This window comes from Clostridium sp. chh4-2 (assembly GCF_002899675.1).
Lineage (GTDB): Bacteria > Bacillota > Clostridia > Lachnospirales > Lachnospiraceae > CHH4-2.
On record NZ_PKUU01000002.1, the window covers coordinates 190141 to 210095 of the forward strand.

The following is a 19955-nucleotide window of genomic DNA, read 5'->3' on the forward strand; positions in this document are numbered from 1 at the left end:
ATGGTATAATTGTATCTTGATCGGAGGGAAAAGACAAGATGTTTCAATTATTATTAGCGATTATTTATGTGTCATTTATAAGTTTAGGTTTACCTGATTCTCTATTGGGCTCGGCTTGGCCGACTATGTACAAAACGCTGGGGGTTCCGGTATCCTATGCGGGAGCGATATCCATGATTATAGCCATGGGAACTGTGGTATCCAGCCTTCAGAGCGACCGTTTGACGAAAAAGATGGGAACGGGAAAGGTCACTGCGTTCAGCGTTATGCTGACGGCCATCGCCTTATTTGGCTTTTCCGTCAGCAGTTCCTTCTGGCAGCTTTGTTTGTGGGCGGTTCCATATGGATTAGGGGCCGGAAGCGTGGATGCTTCCCTGAACAATTATGTGGCTCTCCATTATGAAAGCCGCCATATGAGTTGGCTGCATTGTATGTGGGGAGTGGGGGCTTCTTTAGGTCCGTATATTATGGGATATGCGCTGGGAGCGGGACAGGGTTGGAATATGGGGTATCGGTATATAGCCGTTCTCCAGGTTATTTTAACCGCGGTTCTGCTGTTCAGCCTTCCGCTGTGGAAGAACAGAAACAATGGCGTTTCGGAACATTGTCAAGATGGAAATGAGGCAGCGCCCCTCACATTGGCGGAGATAGTCAGGATTCCGGGGGCGAAATCAGTGATGATCACTTTTTTCTGCTACTGTGCATTGGAACAGACCACAGGGTTGTGGGCCAGCAGCTATCTGGTAATGCAGTCGGGGATGAGTGCGGGCGCTGCGGCGAAATGCGCAAGTCTGTTTTTCCTTGGAATTACGGGAGGACGGGCGGCCAGCGGATTTCTGACCATTAAACTGAACGATACCAGAATGATTCGGCTGGGACAGATGATCATAGCGGCCGGTGTGTTTGCCATGTTAATTCCATTGGGTGAGGTGTCTGCAATGGCCGGGCTGATCCTGATCGGACTTGGCTGCGCGCCCATCTATCCGTGTGTGATTCATTCGACGCCGACTCTTTTCGGCGCGGATAAATCACAGGCGATTATAGGCGTTCAGATGGCAAGTGCTTATGTGGGAACCTGCGTGATGCCGCCGATATTCGGGCTCATAGCGAATCATATCAGCGTATCACTGTTTCCGGTGTATCTGCTGGTCATTCTGTCTTTAATGGTGTGTATGCATGAGAAACTGATACGTGTTCATAGAGATGTACATAATCAATAGAATAGGATTCAGACGGCAAAAGGTACCGGCCCTGCAAATTATTAAAATTTATTGCAGGGCCGGTACCTTTTACAATTACCCGGGCTTTTTCATTACCAGATTATAGTTGGAATCATAGTAAAGCCCCAAATCATTGCAGATCCGGTCGTTTATAGCCATGAGCGCATCGTGGTATTCTTTATATTTTGGTGACAAGGCAGCCATATTTGGGATAAAGATATCATTGTATCCCTGATCCTGCAGCTGTTTCATAAACTTTCTCTGGGAAATAAATGCAGGATGATATTTGAAGAGCAGGCTGTTTTTCAGCTTGACATTTTTCCTTGTCTGTTCCCGTAATTTCACATAATCCTCTTCGGTGCTGTTTACATATTTTTTTAGCTGCGCATCCATCTTCATGGTCATCTGGTCCAATGTGGGTTTGGGGGTGAGGCGGTACATGAGATAGCTGACCGCTTTCATAAAAAGAGGGATTTTGATCTCGGCATTGTCCCAAAAAGCGATGATATTTTCATAAGCCGTTTGCTGTTCGGGCGTTGTAATCCTGATCTGGAGGTACGGCATGAAATGATTCATAAAATAGTATCCATAAAAGCCGGGAATCATATCCTGCAGGGCCTGTGCGATGGTCTGGTAGTCGATTGCATGGCAGAAGGCGTCTGCATTCTGCGTTTGGATAAAGGAGCGTAGAGCCTTTAGCTCTTCTTCTTCTGCCTGGTGGGAGTTCATCTTCTCCTGATAGATCTGTTCCAACAGCTGCACATCGCCGGACTTCAACAGCGTTTTAATATCCCGGATGTTGATTCCCAGTTTGCGGTAGATGGAAATCTTCTTTAAAACGGCAACATCGTCTTCGGTGTAGTTGCGGTAGCCGTTTTCGTCTTTTTCCACATGGAGAAGTCCCTGTTCTTCATAATATTTCACGGCTCGTTTACTGAGAGGGACGAGCTGGATCACTTCATTAATTCTCATGGCAATTCCCCTTTCTGTTCTATGACTTGAGTATAAACGTATACGCAGCGTACATGTCAAGTTAAATATCTGAAATAGTAACAAACAGTTGAAAAAACTCTTCGAATGAGTTATGGATTAATCCGATGGATCTGGTATGATGAGTACAGAACATAGGAAAGCGGGGAGAAATACATATGGAGTCAGTGAATTTAAGAATTGGAGATTTGAGGAAAAAGAGGGGGATCAGCCAGCAGAAACTGGCTGACGCGGTTGGTGTATCGTTTCAAACGGTCAGCAAATGGGAAAATAAGCTGACAATGCCTGATATCATGATTCTGCCGGAGCTGGCCGGGTATTTTCATATATCGGTGGATCAGCTTTTGGGGTTAAAGCCATTGCCTGAGGAAGAGTATATGCCGGTGGATTCGGATAAAAGCGGGTATTGGAATGATAAGAAGGAGTATTTGGCAAGAAGAGGAAAGCATCAATGGAATGAAGATTATCTTTCTTTTTTAATACGGCAGGTGTGGAAGATAGAGGAGCCGGTTTCCATTCTCGACTGCGGATGCGGGGATGGTTCCTTTGGACGGCTGCTGCTTGCGATGCTTCCGGAGGGCAGTAAGTATACAGGGATTGATTTTAACGGACTTTTGATTGAGGAATGGAGGAATGCCTGCGCCGACCGTGACGATATGAAGTTTATCTGCGGGGATCTGATGGAATATGAGAATCCCTTAAAATACGATATCGTGATGGAGCGGTCGGTTATGCGGCATTTAAGCAGGCCGGAGGCATTTCTGGACCGGATGATTTCTTTGTGCAGAAGGGACGGATTCGTTGTCTGTATGGATGTGAACAGAGAACTGGAATGCGACGGTCTTTATATTGAAGGGATGGGGTATGAGAAGCTTTGCCAGAGAAACGGATTCCGTAAAATGTGGAAAAATGAATATGAAAATCAGGGGAGAGATTATGCCGTTTCCATGAGGATACCGGAGCTGATGAAAACAGCAGGATTAAAACAGATTGAGTCCCGTATGAATGATAAAGTGAACCTGATCTTTCCGGATATGCCTGATTACGATCGGGCCATGGAAGATTTTACCGCCATCAATCAATGGGACAGGGAAGTGGATGAGAAACATATAATCGAGCGGTTTATGAATCACGGCATGGATTGGAGCGAGGCCCGGGAATACTGCACAAGGCAGAGGGAGATAAAAGAATTTTTAAACGAGAAGAAAGGAACGGTTTCCATTGTTTTATTCAGCGGATTCATGATTACCTTTGCAAGAAAATAAACGGTTTCTGCTAAATTCTGTTATAATTTTTAAATTTTAAATATTCTCTTGACCCTTACGCCGCGTCATGGATTAGATTAGATTTATCAAATACAGGAGGAATTCAATCTATGAGATCAGTAAAAGAAGTTTCCGCATTAACAGGTATCAGCGTGCGCACCCTGCACTATTATGATCAAATCGGTTTGCTGAAACCCACGTCATGCAGTGAGGCGGGATACCGGCTTTATGACGATAAAGCCTTGGAAACACTGCGGCAGATTCTGTTTTTTAAGGAATTTGACATGCCGCTAAAGGAGATCAAAGCCATTATAGAAAATCCTGAATTTGATGAAAAAATGATTCTGCGCGGACAAAAGAGGATGCTGGAACTCAAACGGGACAGGCTGAACCGTCTGATCGGCAGCATCGATGAAATTTTGAGAGGAGAAAATGAGATGGATTTTGAAGTATTTGGCAGAGACGACATAGAACAGTTGTATCAGTCCCTGATTGAAAACATGAGCGGACGGCAGCTTCAGGCATGCACCGGTCAATATGGGGATTTAACGCAGTTTAAGGAACACTTTATGGAGAGTGCGGGAAGCCTGAAAGCACAGGAAAATTTTAAAAAGCTGATCGAGTGGTACGGTTCGAAAGAGGCGATGATGGAAACTTCAGAAAATCCGGCGGGTTCGGAAATTATGCAGGCATATCAAAACCGGATCGAATCCATTTATCAAAAACTTGCCGGTAAAATGGGATGCGATGTGACGTTATTTGAAGTGAAAGAAATTGTAGGAGAATATGATTTTGTGGCAAAGCAGCTTTATCAGATGAAAGATGTTTCAAAGCTGATGTTGGAAATGGCAGAGCTGTATGAGACGGATCAGAAGATGCGTTTGGAACTTGACAGCCGTTATGGAGAGGGAGCGGCAGATTATATCGGGAAAGCAATTAAAGCATTTTATAAATCCTGAGCGCCCATGATTTGACCGCGGATGTCCGGGCATTTCCGGTATTGACATAAAATTCCAATTCTGCTATACTTCTTAATAGTTCACAAAGTAAACTAATTCAAATGCTTATGAGGGAATCTTATGATAGAAAATGACTGGAAAGAAGCGATGAAGCAGATGGAATCCATCCGCCTATTCAGCAGTTTGTATGTCAGAAAAAGCAAAAAGGGAGCTGTTGCCTCCGCTCAGGAAGTGGATGCGCTGTTTCGGATCGCATTAACGGAAGTGCCGATGACGCCTCATCTTCTGAGTCAGAGCATGGGCGTGAGCAAAACAATTGTAAGCCGGCTGATTGAGAACCTGACGTCAAAAGCCTATGTGGAAAAGCGGTATAACATGGAGGATAAGCGCAGCTATCATCTGTGTATTACAGAAGAGGGCAGAAAACAGCTGGATCTTTTGTGCCACTATTATTTAGATCCCCTTTATGAGCTGGAAAAAAAGCTTGGAGAAGAGCCGTTTGCAGAATTAATACGGCTGATCCAGGCGGCCAATCATCAGAGTCAGGAGGAATTTATTTGAGTATTTATCAGGCGTTACAGCTAAATGCGGCCGGGTCAAAGGCATTGATTAAGAATTCAAAAGATAAAAGGGAAAAATGGAAATGGATCTTTGTTTATTTGCTGAAAAATTTCCTTACCGTAGCATTTTGCTTTGCATTTGTATCCATTTACAGCGTTTTATTCGGGGCGGAAAACAGCATTGCCGGAGTGGTGATTTTACTGTCTCTTCTTGTTTTGAGGTTTGCTGATTTTGGAATCCGCACAAAGCACGGCGTGGGTGTTGTCTTTATAACCTTTGCGATCCTGACATTTGGGCCCCATATGGCTAACCAGACGGGAATCATCGGCGCTTTTTTGATTAACTCGGCATGTATTCTGCTTTTGATGATTTTAAACTGCCACAATGTGATCATGTCAAATCACTCCACATTTGTGCTGTCCTATCTTTTGCTGCAGGGATATGATGTGACCGGAACTGCATTTCAGGCGAGGGCGGTTTCTATGGCGGCCGGAGCGGCTGTCTGCGCGTTTGTCTTCTATAGAAATCATAGGAAAATGCAGTATAAACGGACATTTGGGGACCTGTTCCGTGAATTTGATATTCATGCCTTCCGCACCAAATGGTATCTGAGAATGACGTTCGGCATCACATCGTCCCTCTTGCTGGCAGCTCTGTTAAAAATGCCGAGGCCGATGTGGGTAGGCGTTTCCGTGATGTCGGTGCTTCTGCCGTTTACCCAGGATCTTTTGTACCGGGTGAAGAGAAGAGCGCCCTTTGGAGCAATCGGATGCGCCGTCTTTGCGGTGATCTATCTCCTGCTTCCTGAAAGCATGTATCCGTTTATCGGGTTGTTGGGAGGAATCGGCGTGGGATTTTCGGCGTCTTATTCCTGGCAGACTATTTTCAATACCTTTGGTGCGTTGGCGGTAGCGGTGAGCTTGTTCGGGCTTCACGGCGCGATCGCACACCGGATACTGGCCATAGCATTCGGATCTTTATACGGAGGCCTGTTCCACTATCTTGTGAGCATCAGGCCCCATCTTAAAAATGCTTTTGGCCGGGATCAGGATTTGCTGGAAGGATAAAGGCAAGGGGTCAGACGGCTGTCGGCTATTTGATCCCCACAAGTTCGATATAGCCCCGTTGTCCGATCGGTTCTAACTGAATTCTCGGGCTTGACGGGTCCCAGGAATATCCAATGGCGGACGGTTCGTATTTGCTGATGGAATCTTGAACCTGTTCGATGGCCTGGCAGTAATCCTCTTCGTTGAAGGGTTCGCCCTGAAACATCAGGTACTTGGAAGCAGGAAGGTCGATGATATCGAAACCGTCGGGAACCGGTCCGTCGTAATCAGCAGAGACTTCTGCTCCCTGGACATATTCGGAAGTTCCGGGTTTGATATAGGATTTGGGCAGCCAAAGGCATACGGGTTCCAGGCTGATGGTCTTGATGCTGAGGAGCAGGCCCCAGACGTCACAGCCGACTTCCTGGCAGTAGGTCCAGTAATTGTCCGCCTGAATGCCCCTTTTGATGATCACTTTGCGTTTTGGTTTGTCAATTACCTGAATGAAGACATTTTTAACATTTTCCATAATGCGCTCCTTTTCTATGGCAGAGTATTTGATTCCATAAGGATGGAAGAGATAGATGGGAACGGGATGAACGGCGTATTCTTTGGGATTGCATCCGAATTCACGGAAAAATGCCCGCTGAAATCCATCCACGCTTTTATAGCCGGATTCTAATGCCGCATCAATGATTTTAATATCTTCATCCCGCAGCTTTAAAGCGGATTTGGAAAGCCGGAGCTTTCTGATGTAATCCGCCGGAGTCATATGCAGCCACTGAATAAACAGCCGGTAAGAATACCAAGGAGAATAGAGTGAGGCGTCTGCCAAATCGGCAGGCGCTATATTTTCATATAAATGTTCCTCAATATAGTCCTGCATTCTCTGAACCGCATGAATTTGTTCTTCCATAATTTATCTCACCACCTTATGAATGTAATATACCCTACTCAGGAAAATGTTTCTCGATTTTTTTTGCTGAACGTTTCATTAACCTTATCTTGGCAATTCCGGAATGAAGGGATTATCTGCGGTAATCAACCGGGCCTAATGGTACCGGCACCGGATTTTTTAAGACCCAGTCCACGGCCAGGCGGCAAAGACGGACGGAGGATTTGCCGCTGGAATCGCTGAGAAGGCCTGAAGCCAGGCTCTTTGCTTCCTCTAAAGAAGATGGGTCCAGGGAATTGCCGGATTCCAAGTGCTTTAGCAGTGCATTGACCATTTTCCGGTATTGGGCGTCCCAATTGCCGCCGCCATTGCGCATGAGTTCATCATTTACCCGTCCGGTGATGCGGATTACCTCTCCCTGAACCGTTTTACAGGCGCCGGAACCGGGGACTAAGAGTTCCCATAATTCCTGATGCTGGTCTTTCCAGTCCGCAGAGGTGACGGTGATGGGGGAGATACCGTCATGAAACCGTCTGACCGGAACCGGAGGAACATGAAAAAGCTGGTAAAGGGAGTTCAGCCCTTCCTCTACCTGGGGCAAAAAGTCCGGGTTGAAATCAGGACGGTGGAATTCAAAGTTTTTGCCGATATCCGTGATGTACTGCTGTATTTCAGGGGTGATCTGAGCGCCTGCATTTATAAGGATTTCGGAAATTTTTACCATATCCGGAATATCCATGTTGGAACAGCGGATCAGGGCGAATGCCAGGGGGGTTAGTCCGTTTCTGTCTGCGGCAGAAACGGCGGCTCCGTGGGACAGAAGCGCTGAGACATTATCCGGACTGTGATGGTCGGCCGCATTATGAAGCGGCGTGCAGCCGTCATGGGACCGGGCCTGGATATCTGCGCCCAGTTCCAGGTACAGTTTGATCTGTTCTGCCGAACCGGGGCTCATGGCCAAGTGGTGTAGCGGGGTGTAACCAAAGGTATCGGGCATGTTGATGTCTGTTCCATATCCGATGAGCCAGCGGGCAAATTCTTTGGTCAGACCGGTAAAGCCGAAGGCGTTGTGTTTCGAATAGCCGCCGGACGCATTGGGTTCACAGTGGTTCATGACTGCTTTCAGACCTTCCACATCTTTTTTATTCAGCAGTTCTGTAAATTCAGGCGGAAGCGTTTTTCTCTTTTTAGCCATGTATTTTCCTTCCTTTCGAAATGGATAGAATCATTTGGATTCCCTGCGGCGCCGATTAAAAAGGGCGGGGAATCCTTTTTCTCTACTCTAATTCAGATTCCTTTTGGATGTCAAGCGGATACGGCCGTGAATTGTAACGAGTTGACAAAAGTGAGCATCTATGAAATAATTAAACCAATAGTTTAATTAGAAGATTGGAGATAAGATGGCGAGAAGAAAGCAGGAACCGGCGTCCGCACACCGGAACCATATGATCACTGCGGCAAAACAGCTTTTTGAACAAAAGGGAATTGAAAAGACGACTATGGATGAGATTGCAGCTGCGGCGGGGTACAGTAAGGCGACCTTGTATGTGTATTTTAAAAATAAAGATGAGCTTGTGGGAGGGATGATTCTGGAAGCCATGTCGGAACTGCATGTGCGCCTAAAAAAAGCAGCAGAATCCGGTCAGGATGTGATTGGCAGATATTATGAGATTTGTCGGGCGCTTGCCGGATATCGGGACGAATATCCCATGCAGTTTGACCTTATTCTGCAAAGAATCAGGATCGATGTGGAGCAGGAGGGAACGCCGACGATTTATAAGGAGATTTTTGAGGTGGGAGAGCAGATGAACCGGACTATAGGGGAATTTCTGGAAGAGGGGATTTTAAAGGGTGTATTTGATGAGAGCATAAAGATTCCACAGGCAGTATTCGTTTTATGGTCCGGTCTTTCCGGAATCATTCAAATGGCGGCTCAGAAGGGGGAATACATCGAAAATGTGATGGGATGTACGAAAACGGAGTTTCTGGATTATGGATTTGGGTTTATGCTGCGGTCCATTCTGGCGAAGGGAGAACGTGATGGGAGATAAAAAGATGCTGGCAATACTGGGGAGCCCGAGAACTCACGGCAATATCGCTTCTATGCTGTACTGCGCTGTGAAGGAAGCAGAGCGGCTGGGATATCAGGTGGACGTGGTGAATCTCTATGAGAAGAAAATCGGTTACTGCCGGGGATGCATGGGCTGCAAACAATCCGGAATCTGTGTGATAGAGGATGATTTGGGGGAAATTTGCGGTCTTTTGAAGGAGTGTGATGTGGTTGTGCTGGCAGCGCCCGTCTATTTTGCCAATGTGCCGGGGATTGTGAAGAATTTATTCGACCGTCTGGTGGGAGCCGTGATGGATGACAATGACAGCCCGGTGCCAAAGCCCAGGCTGTCGCGGAAACAGACGTATTATCTGCTTACGGCATGCAGCACGCCGTTCCCATTTTCCGCCCTGTGCGGACAAAGCACGGGCGCGATACGGGCCATGAAAGAGTTTTTTCATATATCCGGCATGCGGTTTGGAGGTGCGGCAGTCTTTGCAGGAACCAGGAACCGGACCGGGCTGGATGAGAAAATGCAGAAAAAAATCAAACGCATGATCGGAAGGTAAACATTCAGCCTTCCGATGCCTGTGCCGGCTCCGGCTGTTTCCATGGCCTTTCCAGTTCCGGTTTCGGGCATAAGCACTTCTAAACGTGCAGGATTTTTCTAAAAACCAAGGGAAAGGTTGATTTTTTATGTAAATAATAATATCATACAAGATAATTCCAAAACGATCTGTTACAATTGCGGGAAAGAGAAAGACAGGAGGAAGAACATATGCTGCCGGAACAGGAACAGCGCCATGTCTATTATGACAGCGATTTACAGATAGAAGCATATAACCTGACTGGGATTGTGCAGAAGTTTCCCAATCATTTTCACAAATACTATGTGATCGGTTTTGTGGAAGGGGGAAAAAGGCATCTGTGGTGTATGAATGAAGAGTATGATACGTCCGCAGGGGATCTGATTTTATTCAATCCTATGGACTGTCATTATTGTGCTCCGGTCAACGGGGAGATTTTGGATTATCGTGCGGTGAATATTGACGAAGTCGTCATGAAGAAAGCGGTCAGGGAATTGACGGGTAAGGAGTATTTGCCCAAATTTACCAGCCATGTGGTATATCAGAGTGATATCACGGCGGCCCTGGACAGTTTGTACTGCGGAATCGTGGAACACGCGCCGAAGCTTTCAAAGGAGGAGGCATTTTACTTTTTGCTGGAGCAGGTGTTAAGAGAGCACTGCGAACCCACCGACAGAGAGCAGGAAGCGGAGAAAGAGGATAAGGTATCTCTTGTCTGTCAATATCTGGAAGATCATTTCAGTGAAAATATTGCCCTCGACGATTTGGCCGATCTGGCCCAGATCAGCAAATCCCATCTGCTTCTGCTGTTTACGAAGCATGTGGGAGTATCGCCTTACCGGTATCTTCAGTCTTACCGGATTGAGAAGACAAAGCGTTTGCTGGAACAGGGGATTCTGCCTGCGGATGCGGCTTTTATAGCAGGTTTTACGGATCAAAGCCATTTTACCAGGTTTTTTAAGGAATTTATCGGGCTTACACCGAAACAGTATCAAAAAATATTTAAAGAAAAAGCAGAACCGGAAACGGGATTTGCAGCGGAGGTTGACAGAAATGGAATCTAATAAAAATGTTGCCGGCCATATTGCGGCGGCGTTCACAATTTTTATATGGGGAACTACCTTCATATCGACAAAAGTGCTGCTGAGAGTATTTGACCCGGTGGAAATTCTGTTTTTCCGGTTTTTGATCGGATACTTTGCATTGTGGTTGGCGGCGCCAAGATTTTTAAAGGTGAAGGAAAAGGGACAGGAGATCTATTTTGTGGCGGCTGGGCTGTGCGGCGTCACCTTATATTTCCTGATGGAAAATTTTGCGCTGACATTTACGCTGGCAGCTAACGTGGGTGTGATTATCTCCATCGCTCCATTTTTTACGGCCTTATTCAACTGGTTGATTTTTAAAGGGGAGAAACCGGGAATCCGGTTTATTCTGGGATTTATAATCGCTATGGCGGGAATCTATCTGATCAGTTTCAGAGGGGATCATTCCGTTTCTTTGAATCCCACAGGAGATTTTTTATCCGTAGGAGCTGCAATCGTGTGGGCGGCTTATTCGATTCTGACAAAGAAGATCAGCGGTTTTGGATATGGTACGGTTCAGACCACCAGAAGGATCTTTTTCTATGGAATTCTGCTCATGATTCCGGCCCTGTTCTTCTTTAATTTCCGTTTGGGACTGGATCGGTTTATGGATATGAAAAATCTGCTCAACATCCTGTTTTTAGGATTCGGAGCCTCGGCTCTCTGTTTTGTGACTTGGAACTTCGCATTAAAACGTTTGGGAAGTGTGAAGACCAGCGCATATATCTATGCGGTTCCCGTTATCACGGTGGTCACATCCGTACTCATTTTAAATGAAAAAGTAACAGCTGAGGCCGTATGCGGAATCGGACTGACATTGGCAGGTCTGGTAATGTCAGAGGGGAGATTTGAGCTGCGCCCTAAGAAAAATGCCTGCAGACTGGATGCTGCGGAATAAAAAAAGTGGTATAATGAAAGGAGAATCTCATGGATTCAGTTACGGTGGAAATCTGCTGCGGAAGCTATTATGACGCGCTTTCGGCTTTTCGAGGCGGCGCTCACAGGATCGAGCTGAACAGCGCCCTTTTTCTCGGAGGGCTGACCCCGTCCCTGTCCGAACTCATCCTGACGAAACAAAATACTTCCTTAAAGGTGATCGCAATGGTGCGCCCAAGAGGCGCAGGATTCTGTTACGGGCCTGAAGATTTTGAACAGATGATGATGGACTGCAGGCTGATGATGGAACACGGAGCCGACGGAATCGCCTTCGGATGCCTGAACCCGGACTTTTCCATTCAGACGGATCAGACAGGGCAGATGATCTCTCTCATAAAATCCTTTCACGGAGAGGCCGTTTTTCACAGGGCTTTTGATTGTGTAAAAGACCCGTTTGTGTCTGCGCGCCAGCTGATTTCGCTGGGAGCGGACCGGATTTTAACCAGCGGGCTTAAAAATACGGCGCCGGAAGGGTGGAGAAACTTGAAAGGGCTGAACCGTACATTCGGAGACCGGATCGAGATTCTGGCCGGAAGCGGAATCAATGCGGGAAATGCCGGGGATCTGGTTGAGAAAACGGGAATCACCCAGATTCACAGCTCCTGCAAATGCTGGCATCTGGACCCCACCACAGCTGCGGACGGAGTAACCTATCAATATGCCGGGGCGGGGCATGACATGGAGTATGAGGCTGTATCGGAAGAACTTGTCAGAGCTCTGATTCAATCGGTAAAACAGGAGGAAGAATAATATGATGCGTGACGCGCAAAAGACAATCGGGAATTTGATCGACAAGCAGTCAACCGCCTATATCAGTTCTGTGGATGAAGACGGTTTTCCCAATATGAAGGCCATGCTGGCTCCCAGAATCAGGGACGGAATTACCACCTTTTATTTCACCACAAATACCTCTTCCCAAAAGGTTGCCCAGTTCAGAAAGAATCCCAAGGCCTGTATTTACTTCTGTGACAAGCGTTTTTACCGCGGAGTGATGCTGAAAGGAACCATGGAAGTTTTGGAAGACCCGGAGAGCAAAGAGATGATCTGGCAGGAAGGGGATACCATGTACTATCCGCTGGGCGTGACTGATCCGGATTACTGCGTGCTGAAATTTACGGCGGTAAGAGGGCGGTATTATGCGAATTTCAAATCGGAGAGCTTTGACATTTAGAGTTTCAGAGGATGAGAATCGCAACAACGTTCAATGGCCGGAAAAATAAAATTAAAAAGATGTTGACATATGGGTAATAATGTATTATTATCAAACATATAAAACGGGTTCGATACAACATACTGCACAAGAAAACTTTTCATATGATGGAAAGTTTTCTCTTAACTCGAATATCGAACGGGTTCGATATAAACATTTCATTAAATGATAATCTGGGAGGTAGAGGATGTCATGTTTTGATACAGGAGGTTATGGATGCCTGGAACTGCTGGTGAGAGCAAAGGCGGGCGGGCCGAAAGCCTGGATTGAATTAAAAGAAGTTTCCGGAGGGGAAAAACGCTTGCAGAACGTTGAGCCGGGATATTTCCGCAGGTTTTGTTTTCCGGTGAAGAAAGAGACGGCGTATGAGCTCATTTTAAACGGGTGTCACGCAGGGTTAGCCTATCTGAGTGAATCGGAAACGATGATGGAAACGGGGATTCGGTATCTGGAGATTTCCGGGAAGGAAGAATTGGCCCGATGTGAGAGGAGAGGAGGGGTATACCGGGAACGGTATCATTTTACCCCATACAAAAACTGGATGAATGATCCCAATGGCCTTTGCTGGTTCAGAGGATATTATCATCTGTATTATCAGTATAATCCGTTTTCCCAGGAATGGGACAATATGTACTGGGGGCATGCTGCAAGCCGTGATTTGATTCATTGGAAAGACCTTCCGGTGTGTTTGGAGCCGCAGAAGGAAATCCTGGATGATCCGGTCCGCATAGGAGGCGCATTTTCCGGTTCGGCTGTTCCGATAGGGGATGAGAAGATCATCTTCTTTCTGACCAGGCACCTGAATGATAAAAAGATCAGCCGGTATCCGGTGGAAATCCAGGTTATGACGGAGAGTACGGACAGCATCCGGTTTGGGCCGGAACGCACTATCATAGAGAGGGACGTTCCCATGACTTCCTGCAATTTCAGAGATCCTAAGGTGGGGAGGGGGAGCGACGGCAGATGGTATTTGGTTTTAGGGTCCTGTGTGGACGGAGTTCCTTCCATTCTGTATTACCGGTCGGAGGATATGGAAAACTGGACGTATCAGGGGGAACTTTTAAGGGAGACGGATGCTATAGGAATTGAAGCCATCGAGTGCCCGGATGCATTTCTGCTGGACGGCAGGATGGTGGTGACAGCGTCTTTGATGCGGTATGTCCATGAACCCATGGAACGGCAGCAGGTGAGATATTACATAGGAAACTGGGAAAACGGCAGATTTCGGGCGGATACTTCGGAGGAATTGGATTTTGGAGGAAATATCTATGCGGTACAGTCTTTTGAACATCAGGGAAGGCGGATTGTGGTTGGATGGGCCGCTGATTTTTGGAAAGAGCACATACCGGAAGAGGGCGGATGCAATGGAAGTATGACAATTCCAAGGATTTTGTCGGTTGGGAATGGGAGATTGGCGATGCGCCCTGTGGAGGAAGTTTACGGTCTTAAAAACCGGTGTATCTATCAGGGAGAGAGAGAACCGGTCTGTCTGCCGGATATCGCCGGCAATGCCTGGTATGCGAAATTAGAGTTTGAAACCTCCTGCGATTTCAGGATGTGCCTGATGAAACGGAAAAATTCCGGTCTGTATCTGAATTATGAGAATGGAGAACTTCGGCTGATATCGGTTTTGGAACATGGAAAACGGCCGGATGGCGTGGCTTTGATCCGGGAGATCAAAAAGATAGAGATCTTTGTGGACCGACGGATGGCAGAGGTATTTGTCAATGACGGAGAAGCATCGGGAACCAGAATTTTTTATGGTGGTGAACGGGGGTATTTCCGGGCGGAATGTTGGGATCGGAACGCTTTGGCCCATGCTGAGGTCTACACCATGAATTCAATCTGGACTTAAACGGATAGAGGAGGAAAGGGGATGGCAGGAAAAAGGGGCAGATGCAGGTTTGGTAAATTATAAAATGAGTGGGAATGAAGTTTGAAAGGGGATTACTATGAGAAAAACAATTAAGAAATCGGTGTGTGGTTTATTGAGCGGTCTTTTGGTTTTAGGTATGGCAGGATGTTCCGGGCAGAAGCCGGCGGCTCCGTCTGAGGGGGCGGGAACGGCAGAAGCGAAATCGTCGGAAGCGAAAACAGAGGCTTCTGAGTCAAAGGATACGGGCAGTAAAGAGGAAAAATCAGGAAATCAGGAAGGAAAGAAAATTACCGTCTGGATTCCTTCCAATTTAACGGAATCCGAGCGGGATTACTATTATAAAATGCTGGGAGAGATCGACGACAGTCACGAGGAATTCCAGCTGGCCATTGCAGAACAGGCGGATCTGTCCAATCAGCTTTTGTCCGCCATTATTTCCAACGATCTGCCGGATTTGACCATGTCGGACGGCAACCGTCTGGGCGTTTTCTGCAATGCGGGAGTATTTTTGCCGCTGGATGAATACTTTTCGGATGATATGAAAGCGGATCTGCTTCCGTCTGTGGTCGACGAATGCACCTATTCTCCGGAAGGAAAGCTTTATAACATCGCCCAGTTCGATTCCGGCCTGGCTCTTTGGGCCAATAAATCCATGCTGGAAGAAGTGGGAGCCAGAATTCCTGCCAGCTATAAGGAAGCATGGGACAGGGCCGAATTTGAAGAGGTTTGCCAAAAGCTGAAGGATAAAGGCTACTGGGCTCTGGATGTGGGGCAGTCCGATACTACGGGTTCCAAATTTTATTATACCTATCTGCCGGTTGTGAAAAGCTTTGGCGGAGACTGGATGGATAGGGATACGATGATGGCTGAAGGAGCTCTTAACAGCGAAGCCACCATTGAGGCGGCCAATTATCTTTACTGGATGAGCGAGCAGGGATATATCAATGCCAGAGCAGACAGCGATGACGGTTATTACGGCAAGAAAGACACGGCTATGCTGCTCTATGGACATTGGATGGCTCCTCAGGTGGAAGAATTGTTGGGAGACGACGGCATTCTGGTTCCGATCCCTGATTTTGGGCATGGAGTTTATACGGGAAGCGGTTCCCAGACATGGGGAATCACGGTGAAGGCGCAGGAAAATGATACGGTTAAAGAGTGTGCGGCCGTGCTCAACGAACTGATGAAGCCGGATTATGTTCAGGGAATGTCCGATGCCAACGGTTCCATACCCGGCCTCCGTTCCGTACTGGAAAAAGATCCGAAATATGCAAAAGGCGGCAAACTCTATCTGTTCCGCGAACAGCTGGAAGGTGGAATCGCAGTCAACCGTCCCCATACTCCGGCGGCTGTTTATGTGCGGGCCACAATAGGACAGACACTGCGCGATATTCTGGCTTATGGCAATGCGGAGCAGGCGATGAATGACATCACAAAGGACATTGACCAGCTGATTATAGACAACAAATACAATGAAGTGAAATAAATGTTCCGCAGAAGGCTTAAATGAAGGGTAAGGGGATAGGTCTATGAAGAAAAAATTATTGTATAATCAGAGCGCATCTGCCTGGATCATGTGCGCTCCGGCACTGATTACGTTATTTATTTTTGTAATCATACCGTTTCTGATGTCGTTTATGTATTCATTTACAAATAAACAATTTGTGATGGCGGCCAATAATCCTCTGCGTTTTGTGGGGCTGGAGAATTATATGAGGGTATTGTCTTCAGGAGATATGGCGGCAGCGGCAAGAAATACGCTGAAATATACCGTTTATGTGGTTCCGGCGCTGACAATCCTGCCCTTACTGCTGGCTCTTCTGCTGAACAACAAGCTGAAAGGGATGACTGCGTTCCGGGTGATCTGTTTCAGCCCTCAGGTTATCTCCATGGCGGTGGTTTCCGTTGTCTGGGCATTTATTCTGGGCTCAGCCGACAAGAGCATGATGAACACCATCATCGGATTTTTCGGCATCCCTCCACAGGGATGGCTGAAAGATCCGGGAGAATCTTTATTTTCCATTGCGCTGATGAGCATCTGGTCCGCAATCGGTTTTAACATGATCATCTATCTGTCCGGAATCCAGTTTATCTCTCAGGATATTTACGAGGCTGCACAGATCGACGGCTGCGGCCCGGTCCAGAAATTCGTTTATATCACGTTTCCGCTGTTAAAGAATACGGTGATTTTCATTGTCATGACCAATATCATCTCTTCCCTTAAACTGTTCACTCAGATCCTTGTACTGACCAAGGGAGGCCCTATGAAGAGCACCATGTCTTTGGTATACCTGATCTATGAAACAGGATTTGTGAAGATGCAGATCGGCGTATCGGCGGCTCAGTCAGTCGTATTCTTTGTAGTCGTAATGGTTGTTTCCATGGTTCAGTCCAAGGTGCTGTTAAAGGAGGATAAGGCATGAGAACGAAAAAAATCAGAGAAAATGCGCTTTTGTACTTGATTCTGACCCTGGTGGCGGTTTTATTCATCGCCCCGCCGGTCTGTCTTCTCGTATCTTCGTTTAAAACCAGCAGCCAGATCAGCGTGGATATGTCCAACCTGTTCGCATTTCTCCCCCACGGGAAAATGAGCTTGGACAATTACAAATATTTGTTCGGAAAACTGAGCGTAGGCCGCTTTTTCATCAATTCCCTGATCTCTTCGACGGTATCCATCCTTTTGGCAGTATTATTTAACGCCATGATGGGTTATGCACTCGGAATGCTGAAGTTTAAGGGAAAAGGAATCCTGCTCTCCCTCATCCTTTCGCTGCTGATCGTGCCCAGTGAGGCGGTCATTGTTAATAAGATGATTGTGGTCAATGCCATGGGACTGATCGACCGGATGCTTTCTTTGATCCTGCCGTTTATGGCGACGCCATTTTACATCTTTTTATTCTATCAGCATTTTAAAGATATGCCTTATGATCTGATGGAAGCGGCGATTATGGATGGATGCAGTTATCCGCAGATCTTTTTTAAGATCATGTTTCCGCTTTCAAAGCCGGTGATCGCCACCGTTTCCATCCTGCTGTTTGTGAAGCGCTGGGGGGATGTGGCATGGCCTGCGATGGTAACCAGAAGCAATGCGATCAAAGTGCTTCCGCTGGCGCTCCAGTCCTTTTACGGGGATATGAATGACTGGGGACCGATCTTCGCCATGGGAACCGTTATGACTGTTCCTGTTATGATTATATTTGTGGCATTCCAGAAGCAGTTTATCCAGTCCATTGCCATGTCGGGCATTAAGGGATAGAAGATGGGGAGATGAGAAAATGAAGATACTGGTGATATCGGATATTCACGGCAACATCGATGCGCTGGAAGCCGTATGGAACAGGGAAGGCGGTGCGGACGAGATTATCTGCGCCGGTGATCTCACGGATTACGGGGTATTTCCAAAAGAGGTGATCGGCTGGATCAAGAGGCATAACGTCCGTGTTGTAAAAGGCAATCATGATGCCCACACCGTCCACATCTTCCGGGACACCCCTTGGAAGCAGGTTCAGCCCGGAGAATTTAAATGGGTGCACCATACCTGCGGCCAGCTCGGTGGTGAGAATATCGCTTACCTGGACCGGCTGCCTGAAACCCTGTATCTGGAAGCGGATGGAGCCGGGTACCTTATCTGCCATCAGTATGGTACCGGATATGAGACCGTGGAAAGTTCTGATCAGTTTAACCGGTTCTGGAACAGTCACGTGAAGGAAATGGGTAAAACGGTGAAGGAAAAACGGATGGTTTTCGGCCACACTCACAGACAGGGAATTCATATTTTAGGGGAGAATCTGCTTTGGCTGAATCCTGGAAGCGTCTCCTACAGGAGGCCGGATGATCCAAGCAAGAATGCGGAATATATGGTGATCCAGGATGGAACCATATCCTTTCGAAGTGTTCCTTATGACAGAAGCCGTTCATTAAAAGCTGCGTATGAGTATCTGGAAAAGAATATCATGATGACCACAGAATTGCAGGACGCCTTTTTCTTTTTTGGAGATGCGGCCACAAGCCGGGAACCGCTGCCGGAATCCGGCCTGTCGTCAGGGGATTTACAGGGCTGTGATCAGTAATGCTGAAAACTCGCCGTTTGGAAACTCTGTTGATTGTCAATTGACAGGAAAACTGCCGGGAAGGTATAATAGGATGGAAACAGAGGTGGCTTATGGTAAGTATAAAAGATGTTGCAAGACACGCAAAAGTGGCGCCCAGCACCGTGTCTTTGGTATTAAATAAAACGGGCTATGTATCTGCGGAAACCAGGGAAAAAGTGGAGCGCTCCATGAAGGAACTGAACTATACTCCCAACGAACTGGCCCGCAATCTGTACCGCAATAAGACCAATATTGTGGGCATTATTGTGCCGGATATGTCCCATCCTTTCTTTTCTACATTCATTCAATATGCAGAAATGTGCCTATATGACCATGGTTATAAAACCATGGTTTGTTCCACGACTAACAGGAAAAATGGAGAAGAAGAATGCATTGATATGCTGAAGCGTCAGATGATGGACGGGATCATAATGGGAGCCCATTCCCTGAGACTGGATATCTATGAAAATCTGAACCGTCCCGTGGTAGCACTGGACCGTTATATCAATGACGATATCCCAATTGTGCGTTCCGACCATAAAAAAGAGGGGGAACTGGCGGCAGACCGTTTGTTGAAAGCCGGATGTAAAAAGGTGGTTCAGAGTTCTGGAGCCAGAATCGTCAGCACTCCGTCACACGAACGCCATGATGCCTTCCATTCTTATTTTGAAAGTCACGGCGGAACGGTATATGATATGGAAATGGGATGGAATCATTTTGATCTGGCCTATAATTTGGAATTCGCAGAACGGATATTCAGGGAACATCCGGATGCGGACGGCATCTTTGCAGCGGATATGCTGATTGCATCCTGTCTTCAATATGCCCATCATCAAGGGATTCAGGTGCCGGAACAGATGAGGATGATCGCTTGTGACGGAACTATTTTAACGATGGGAGTAGAGCGGCCGGTTACAGCTGTCGTTCAGCCTATCGAAGACTTGGCCTGCGCGGCGGTGGAAAACGTGGTTAAGCTGATAGACGGCAGCCGGATGACAAAAAGCGAAACGGTGTTTGATGTGACGCTCAGAGAAGGGGAGACTACGTAATTAAAGTAAAGGGTGAAGGCATTTTCGAAAATGCCTTAGGGTTTTAATGTAAAGGGCGAAGGCATTTCTGAAAATGCCTAAAGGATTAATGTAAAAAATGTGAAGAAAGAGAGCTCCTGAACGGGAGGCCGGCGCCTT

General features: G+C 46.9%; 20 protein-coding genes. 17 read left to right on the plus strand and 3 right to left on the minus strand.

Annotated elements, in window-relative coordinates:
- Positions 1-38: 38 nt before the first annotated feature.
- Positions 39-1220 carry an MFS transporter gene (locus C0033_RS02745; protein ID WP_103226331.1) on the plus strand — a complete coding sequence of 394 codons (1182 nt, stop codon included), beginning with the start codon at positions 39-41 and terminating at the stop codon, positions 1218-1220.
- Between the two features lie 75 nt (positions 1221-1295).
- Here the strand turns inward: C0033_RS02745 and C0033_RS02750 are convergent, their stop codons facing one another.
- On the minus strand, positions 1296-2192 hold the full coding sequence (locus tag C0033_RS02750) for a MerR family transcriptional regulator (protein ID WP_103226332.1): 897 nt from the start codon (positions 2190-2192) through the stop codon (positions 1296-1298).
- A gap of 176 nt (positions 2193-2368) precedes the next feature.
- Between C0033_RS02750 and C0033_RS02755 the strand changes: the two genes are divergently transcribed.
- The 4 genes from C0033_RS02755 to C0033_RS02770 all read left to right on the plus strand — a co-directional run bounded on the left by C0033_RS02755 (position 2369) and on the right by C0033_RS02770 (position 6062).
- A complete protein-coding gene (locus tag C0033_RS02755) occupies positions 2369-3475 on the plus strand; it encodes a methyltransferase domain-containing protein (RefSeq protein ID WP_103226333.1) in 1107 nt (368 codons plus the stop codon).
- 110 nt (positions 3476-3585) lie between these two features.
- Positions 3586-4434: a MerR family transcriptional regulator gene (locus C0033_RS02760; RefSeq protein ID WP_103226334.1), complete on the plus strand. Its 849-nt coding sequence runs from the start codon at positions 3586-3588 to the stop codon at positions 4432-4434.
- A 120-nt stretch (positions 4435-4554) separates the two neighbouring features.
- On the plus strand, positions 4555-4995 hold the full coding sequence (locus C0033_RS02765; RefSeq protein WP_103226335.1) for a MarR family transcriptional regulator: 441 nt from the start codon (positions 4555-4557) through the stop codon (positions 4993-4995).
- Positions 4992-6062, plus strand: a complete 1071-nt coding sequence (locus C0033_RS02770) for an FUSC family protein (protein ID WP_103226336.1) — start codon at positions 4992-4994, stop codon at positions 6060-6062. The genes C0033_RS02765 and C0033_RS02770 overlap by 4 nt, the downstream gene beginning before the upstream one ends.
- Before the next feature lie 25 nt (positions 6063-6087).
- Here the strand turns inward: C0033_RS02770 and C0033_RS02775 are convergent, their stop codons facing one another.
- The gene (locus tag C0033_RS02775; RefSeq protein ID WP_103226337.1) at positions 6088-6957 is read right to left on the minus strand and encodes an AraC family transcriptional regulator; all 870 of its coding nucleotides are present in this window, start codon (positions 6955-6957) and stop codon (positions 6088-6090) included.
- Positions 6958-7069: 112 nt separating this feature from the next.
- Positions 7070-8131: an ankyrin repeat domain-containing protein gene (locus C0033_RS02780; RefSeq protein ID WP_103226338.1), complete on the minus strand. Its 1062-nt coding sequence runs from the start codon at positions 8129-8131 to the stop codon at positions 7070-7072.
- A 205-nt stretch (positions 8132-8336) separates the two neighbouring features.
- Here C0033_RS02780 and C0033_RS02785 point away from each other — a divergent pair, with 205 nt between their 5' ends.
- From C0033_RS02785 to C0033_RS02840, 12 genes are all read left to right on the plus strand, one after another.
- Positions 8337-8987: a TetR/AcrR family transcriptional regulator gene (locus tag C0033_RS02785; RefSeq protein ID WP_103226339.1), complete on the plus strand. Its 651-nt coding sequence runs from the start codon at positions 8337-8339 to the stop codon at positions 8985-8987.
- Positions 8977-9555, plus strand: a complete 579-nt coding sequence (locus C0033_RS02790; RefSeq protein ID WP_103226340.1) for a flavodoxin family protein — start codon at positions 8977-8979, stop codon at positions 9553-9555. Before C0033_RS02785 ends, C0033_RS02790 begins: the two co-directional genes overlap by 11 nt.
- A 209-nt stretch (positions 9556-9764) precedes the next feature.
- Positions 9765-10637 (plus strand): AraC family transcriptional regulator, encoded by an 873-nt coding sequence (locus tag C0033_RS02795; RefSeq protein WP_103226341.1) that lies wholly within the window; start codon positions 9765-9767, stop codon positions 10635-10637.
- The gene (locus C0033_RS02800; RefSeq protein WP_103226342.1) at positions 10627-11553 is read left to right on the plus strand and encodes a DMT family transporter; all 927 of its coding nucleotides are present in this window, start codon (positions 10627-10629) and stop codon (positions 11551-11553) included. Before C0033_RS02795 ends, C0033_RS02800 begins: the two co-directional genes overlap by 11 nt.
- Before the next feature lie 29 nt (positions 11554-11582).
- Positions 11583-12341 (plus strand): copper homeostasis protein CutC, encoded by a 759-nt coding sequence (locus C0033_RS02805; protein ID WP_103226343.1) that lies wholly within the window; start codon positions 11583-11585, stop codon positions 12339-12341.
- 1 nt (position 12342) lies between these two features.
- On the plus strand, positions 12343-12762 hold the full coding sequence (locus tag C0033_RS02810; RefSeq protein ID WP_180994533.1) for a pyridoxamine 5'-phosphate oxidase family protein: 420 nt from the start codon (positions 12343-12345) through the stop codon (positions 12760-12762).
- Between the two features lie 226 nt (positions 12763-12988).
- Positions 12989-14656, plus strand: a complete 1668-nt coding sequence (locus tag C0033_RS02815; RefSeq protein WP_103226344.1) for a glycoside hydrolase family 32 protein — start codon at positions 12989-12991, stop codon at positions 14654-14656.
- A gap of 97 nt (positions 14657-14753) precedes the next feature.
- A complete protein-coding gene (locus C0033_RS02820) occupies positions 14754-16163 on the plus strand; it encodes an extracellular solute-binding protein (RefSeq protein ID WP_103226345.1) in 1410 nt (469 codons plus the stop codon).
- A 43-nt stretch (positions 16164-16206) separates the two neighbouring features.
- On the plus strand, positions 16207-17100 hold the full coding sequence (locus tag C0033_RS02825) for a sugar ABC transporter permease (protein WP_103226346.1): 894 nt from the start codon (positions 16207-16209) through the stop codon (positions 17098-17100).
- On the plus strand, positions 17097-17933 hold the full coding sequence (locus C0033_RS02830; protein ID WP_103226347.1) for a carbohydrate ABC transporter permease: 837 nt from the start codon (positions 17097-17099) through the stop codon (positions 17931-17933). The genes C0033_RS02825 and C0033_RS02830 overlap by 4 nt, the downstream gene beginning before the upstream one ends.
- Positions 17934-17952: 19 nt before the next feature.
- The gene (locus tag C0033_RS02835) at positions 17953-18747 is read left to right on the plus strand and encodes a metallophosphoesterase family protein (protein WP_103226348.1); all 795 of its coding nucleotides are present in this window, start codon (positions 17953-17955) and stop codon (positions 18745-18747) included.
- A gap of 92 nt (positions 18748-18839) precedes the next feature.
- The gene (locus C0033_RS02840; protein WP_103226349.1) at positions 18840-19817 is read left to right on the plus strand and encodes a LacI family DNA-binding transcriptional regulator; all 978 of its coding nucleotides are present in this window, start codon (positions 18840-18842) and stop codon (positions 19815-19817) included.
- Positions 19818-19955: the final 138 nt, after the last annotated feature.

What these genes read in the sequence shown, in the direction of transcription:
- C0033_RS02745 (WP_103226331.1), top strand. Translation starts at nt 39, where the DNA reads ATGTTTCAATTATTATTAGCGATTATTTATGTGTCATTTATAAGTTTA.
- C0033_RS02750 (WP_103226332.1), bottom strand. Translation starts at nt 2,192, where the DNA reads ATGAGAATTAATGAAGTGATCCAGCTCGTCCCTCTCAGTAAACGAGCC.
- C0033_RS02755 (WP_103226333.1), top strand. Translation starts at nt 2,369, where the DNA reads ATGGAGTCAGTGAATTTAAGAATTGGAGATTTGAGGAAAAAGAGGGGG.
- C0033_RS02760 (WP_103226334.1), top strand. Translation starts at nt 3,586, where the DNA reads ATGAGATCAGTAAAAGAAGTTTCCGCATTAACAGGTATCAGCGTGCGC.
- C0033_RS02765 (WP_103226335.1), top strand. Translation starts at nt 4,555, where the DNA reads ATGATAGAAAATGACTGGAAAGAAGCGATGAAGCAGATGGAATCCATC.
- C0033_RS02775 (WP_103226337.1), bottom strand. Translation starts at nt 6,957, where the DNA reads ATGGAAGAACAAATTCATGCGGTTCAGAGAATGCAGGACTATATTGAG.
- C0033_RS02780 (WP_103226338.1), bottom strand. Translation starts at nt 8,131, where the DNA reads ATGGCTAAAAAGAGAAAAACGCTTCCGCCTGAATTTACAGAACTGCTG.
- C0033_RS02785 (WP_103226339.1), top strand. Translation starts at nt 8,337, where the DNA reads ATGGCGAGAAGAAAGCAGGAACCGGCGTCCGCACACCGGAACCATATG.
- C0033_RS02790 (WP_103226340.1), top strand. Translation starts at nt 8,977, where the DNA reads ATGGGAGATAAAAAGATGCTGGCAATACTGGGGAGCCCGAGAACTCAC.
- C0033_RS02795 (WP_103226341.1), top strand. Translation starts at nt 9,765, where the DNA reads ATGCTGCCGGAACAGGAACAGCGCCATGTCTATTATGACAGCGATTTA.
- C0033_RS02800 (WP_103226342.1), top strand. Translation starts at nt 10,627, where the DNA reads ATGGAATCTAATAAAAATGTTGCCGGCCATATTGCGGCGGCGTTCACA.
- C0033_RS02805 (WP_103226343.1), top strand. Translation starts at nt 11,583, where the DNA reads ATGGATTCAGTTACGGTGGAAATCTGCTGCGGAAGCTATTATGACGCG.
- C0033_RS02810 (WP_180994533.1), top strand. Translation starts at nt 12,343, where the DNA reads ATGATGCGTGACGCGCAAAAGACAATCGGGAATTTGATCGACAAGCAG.
- C0033_RS02815 (WP_103226344.1), top strand. Translation starts at nt 12,989, where the DNA reads ATGTCATGTTTTGATACAGGAGGTTATGGATGCCTGGAACTGCTGGTG.
- C0033_RS02820 (WP_103226345.1), top strand. Translation starts at nt 14,754, where the DNA reads ATGAGAAAAACAATTAAGAAATCGGTGTGTGGTTTATTGAGCGGTCTT.
- C0033_RS02825 (WP_103226346.1), top strand. Translation starts at nt 16,207, where the DNA reads ATGAAGAAAAAATTATTGTATAATCAGAGCGCATCTGCCTGGATCATG.
- C0033_RS02830 (WP_103226347.1), top strand. Translation starts at nt 17,097, where the DNA reads ATGAGAACGAAAAAAATCAGAGAAAATGCGCTTTTGTACTTGATTCTG.
- C0033_RS02835 (WP_103226348.1), top strand. Translation starts at nt 17,953, where the DNA reads ATGAAGATACTGGTGATATCGGATATTCACGGCAACATCGATGCGCTG.
- C0033_RS02840 (WP_103226349.1), top strand. Translation starts at nt 18,840, where the DNA reads ATGGTAAGTATAAAAGATGTTGCAAGACACGCAAAAGTGGCGCCCAGC.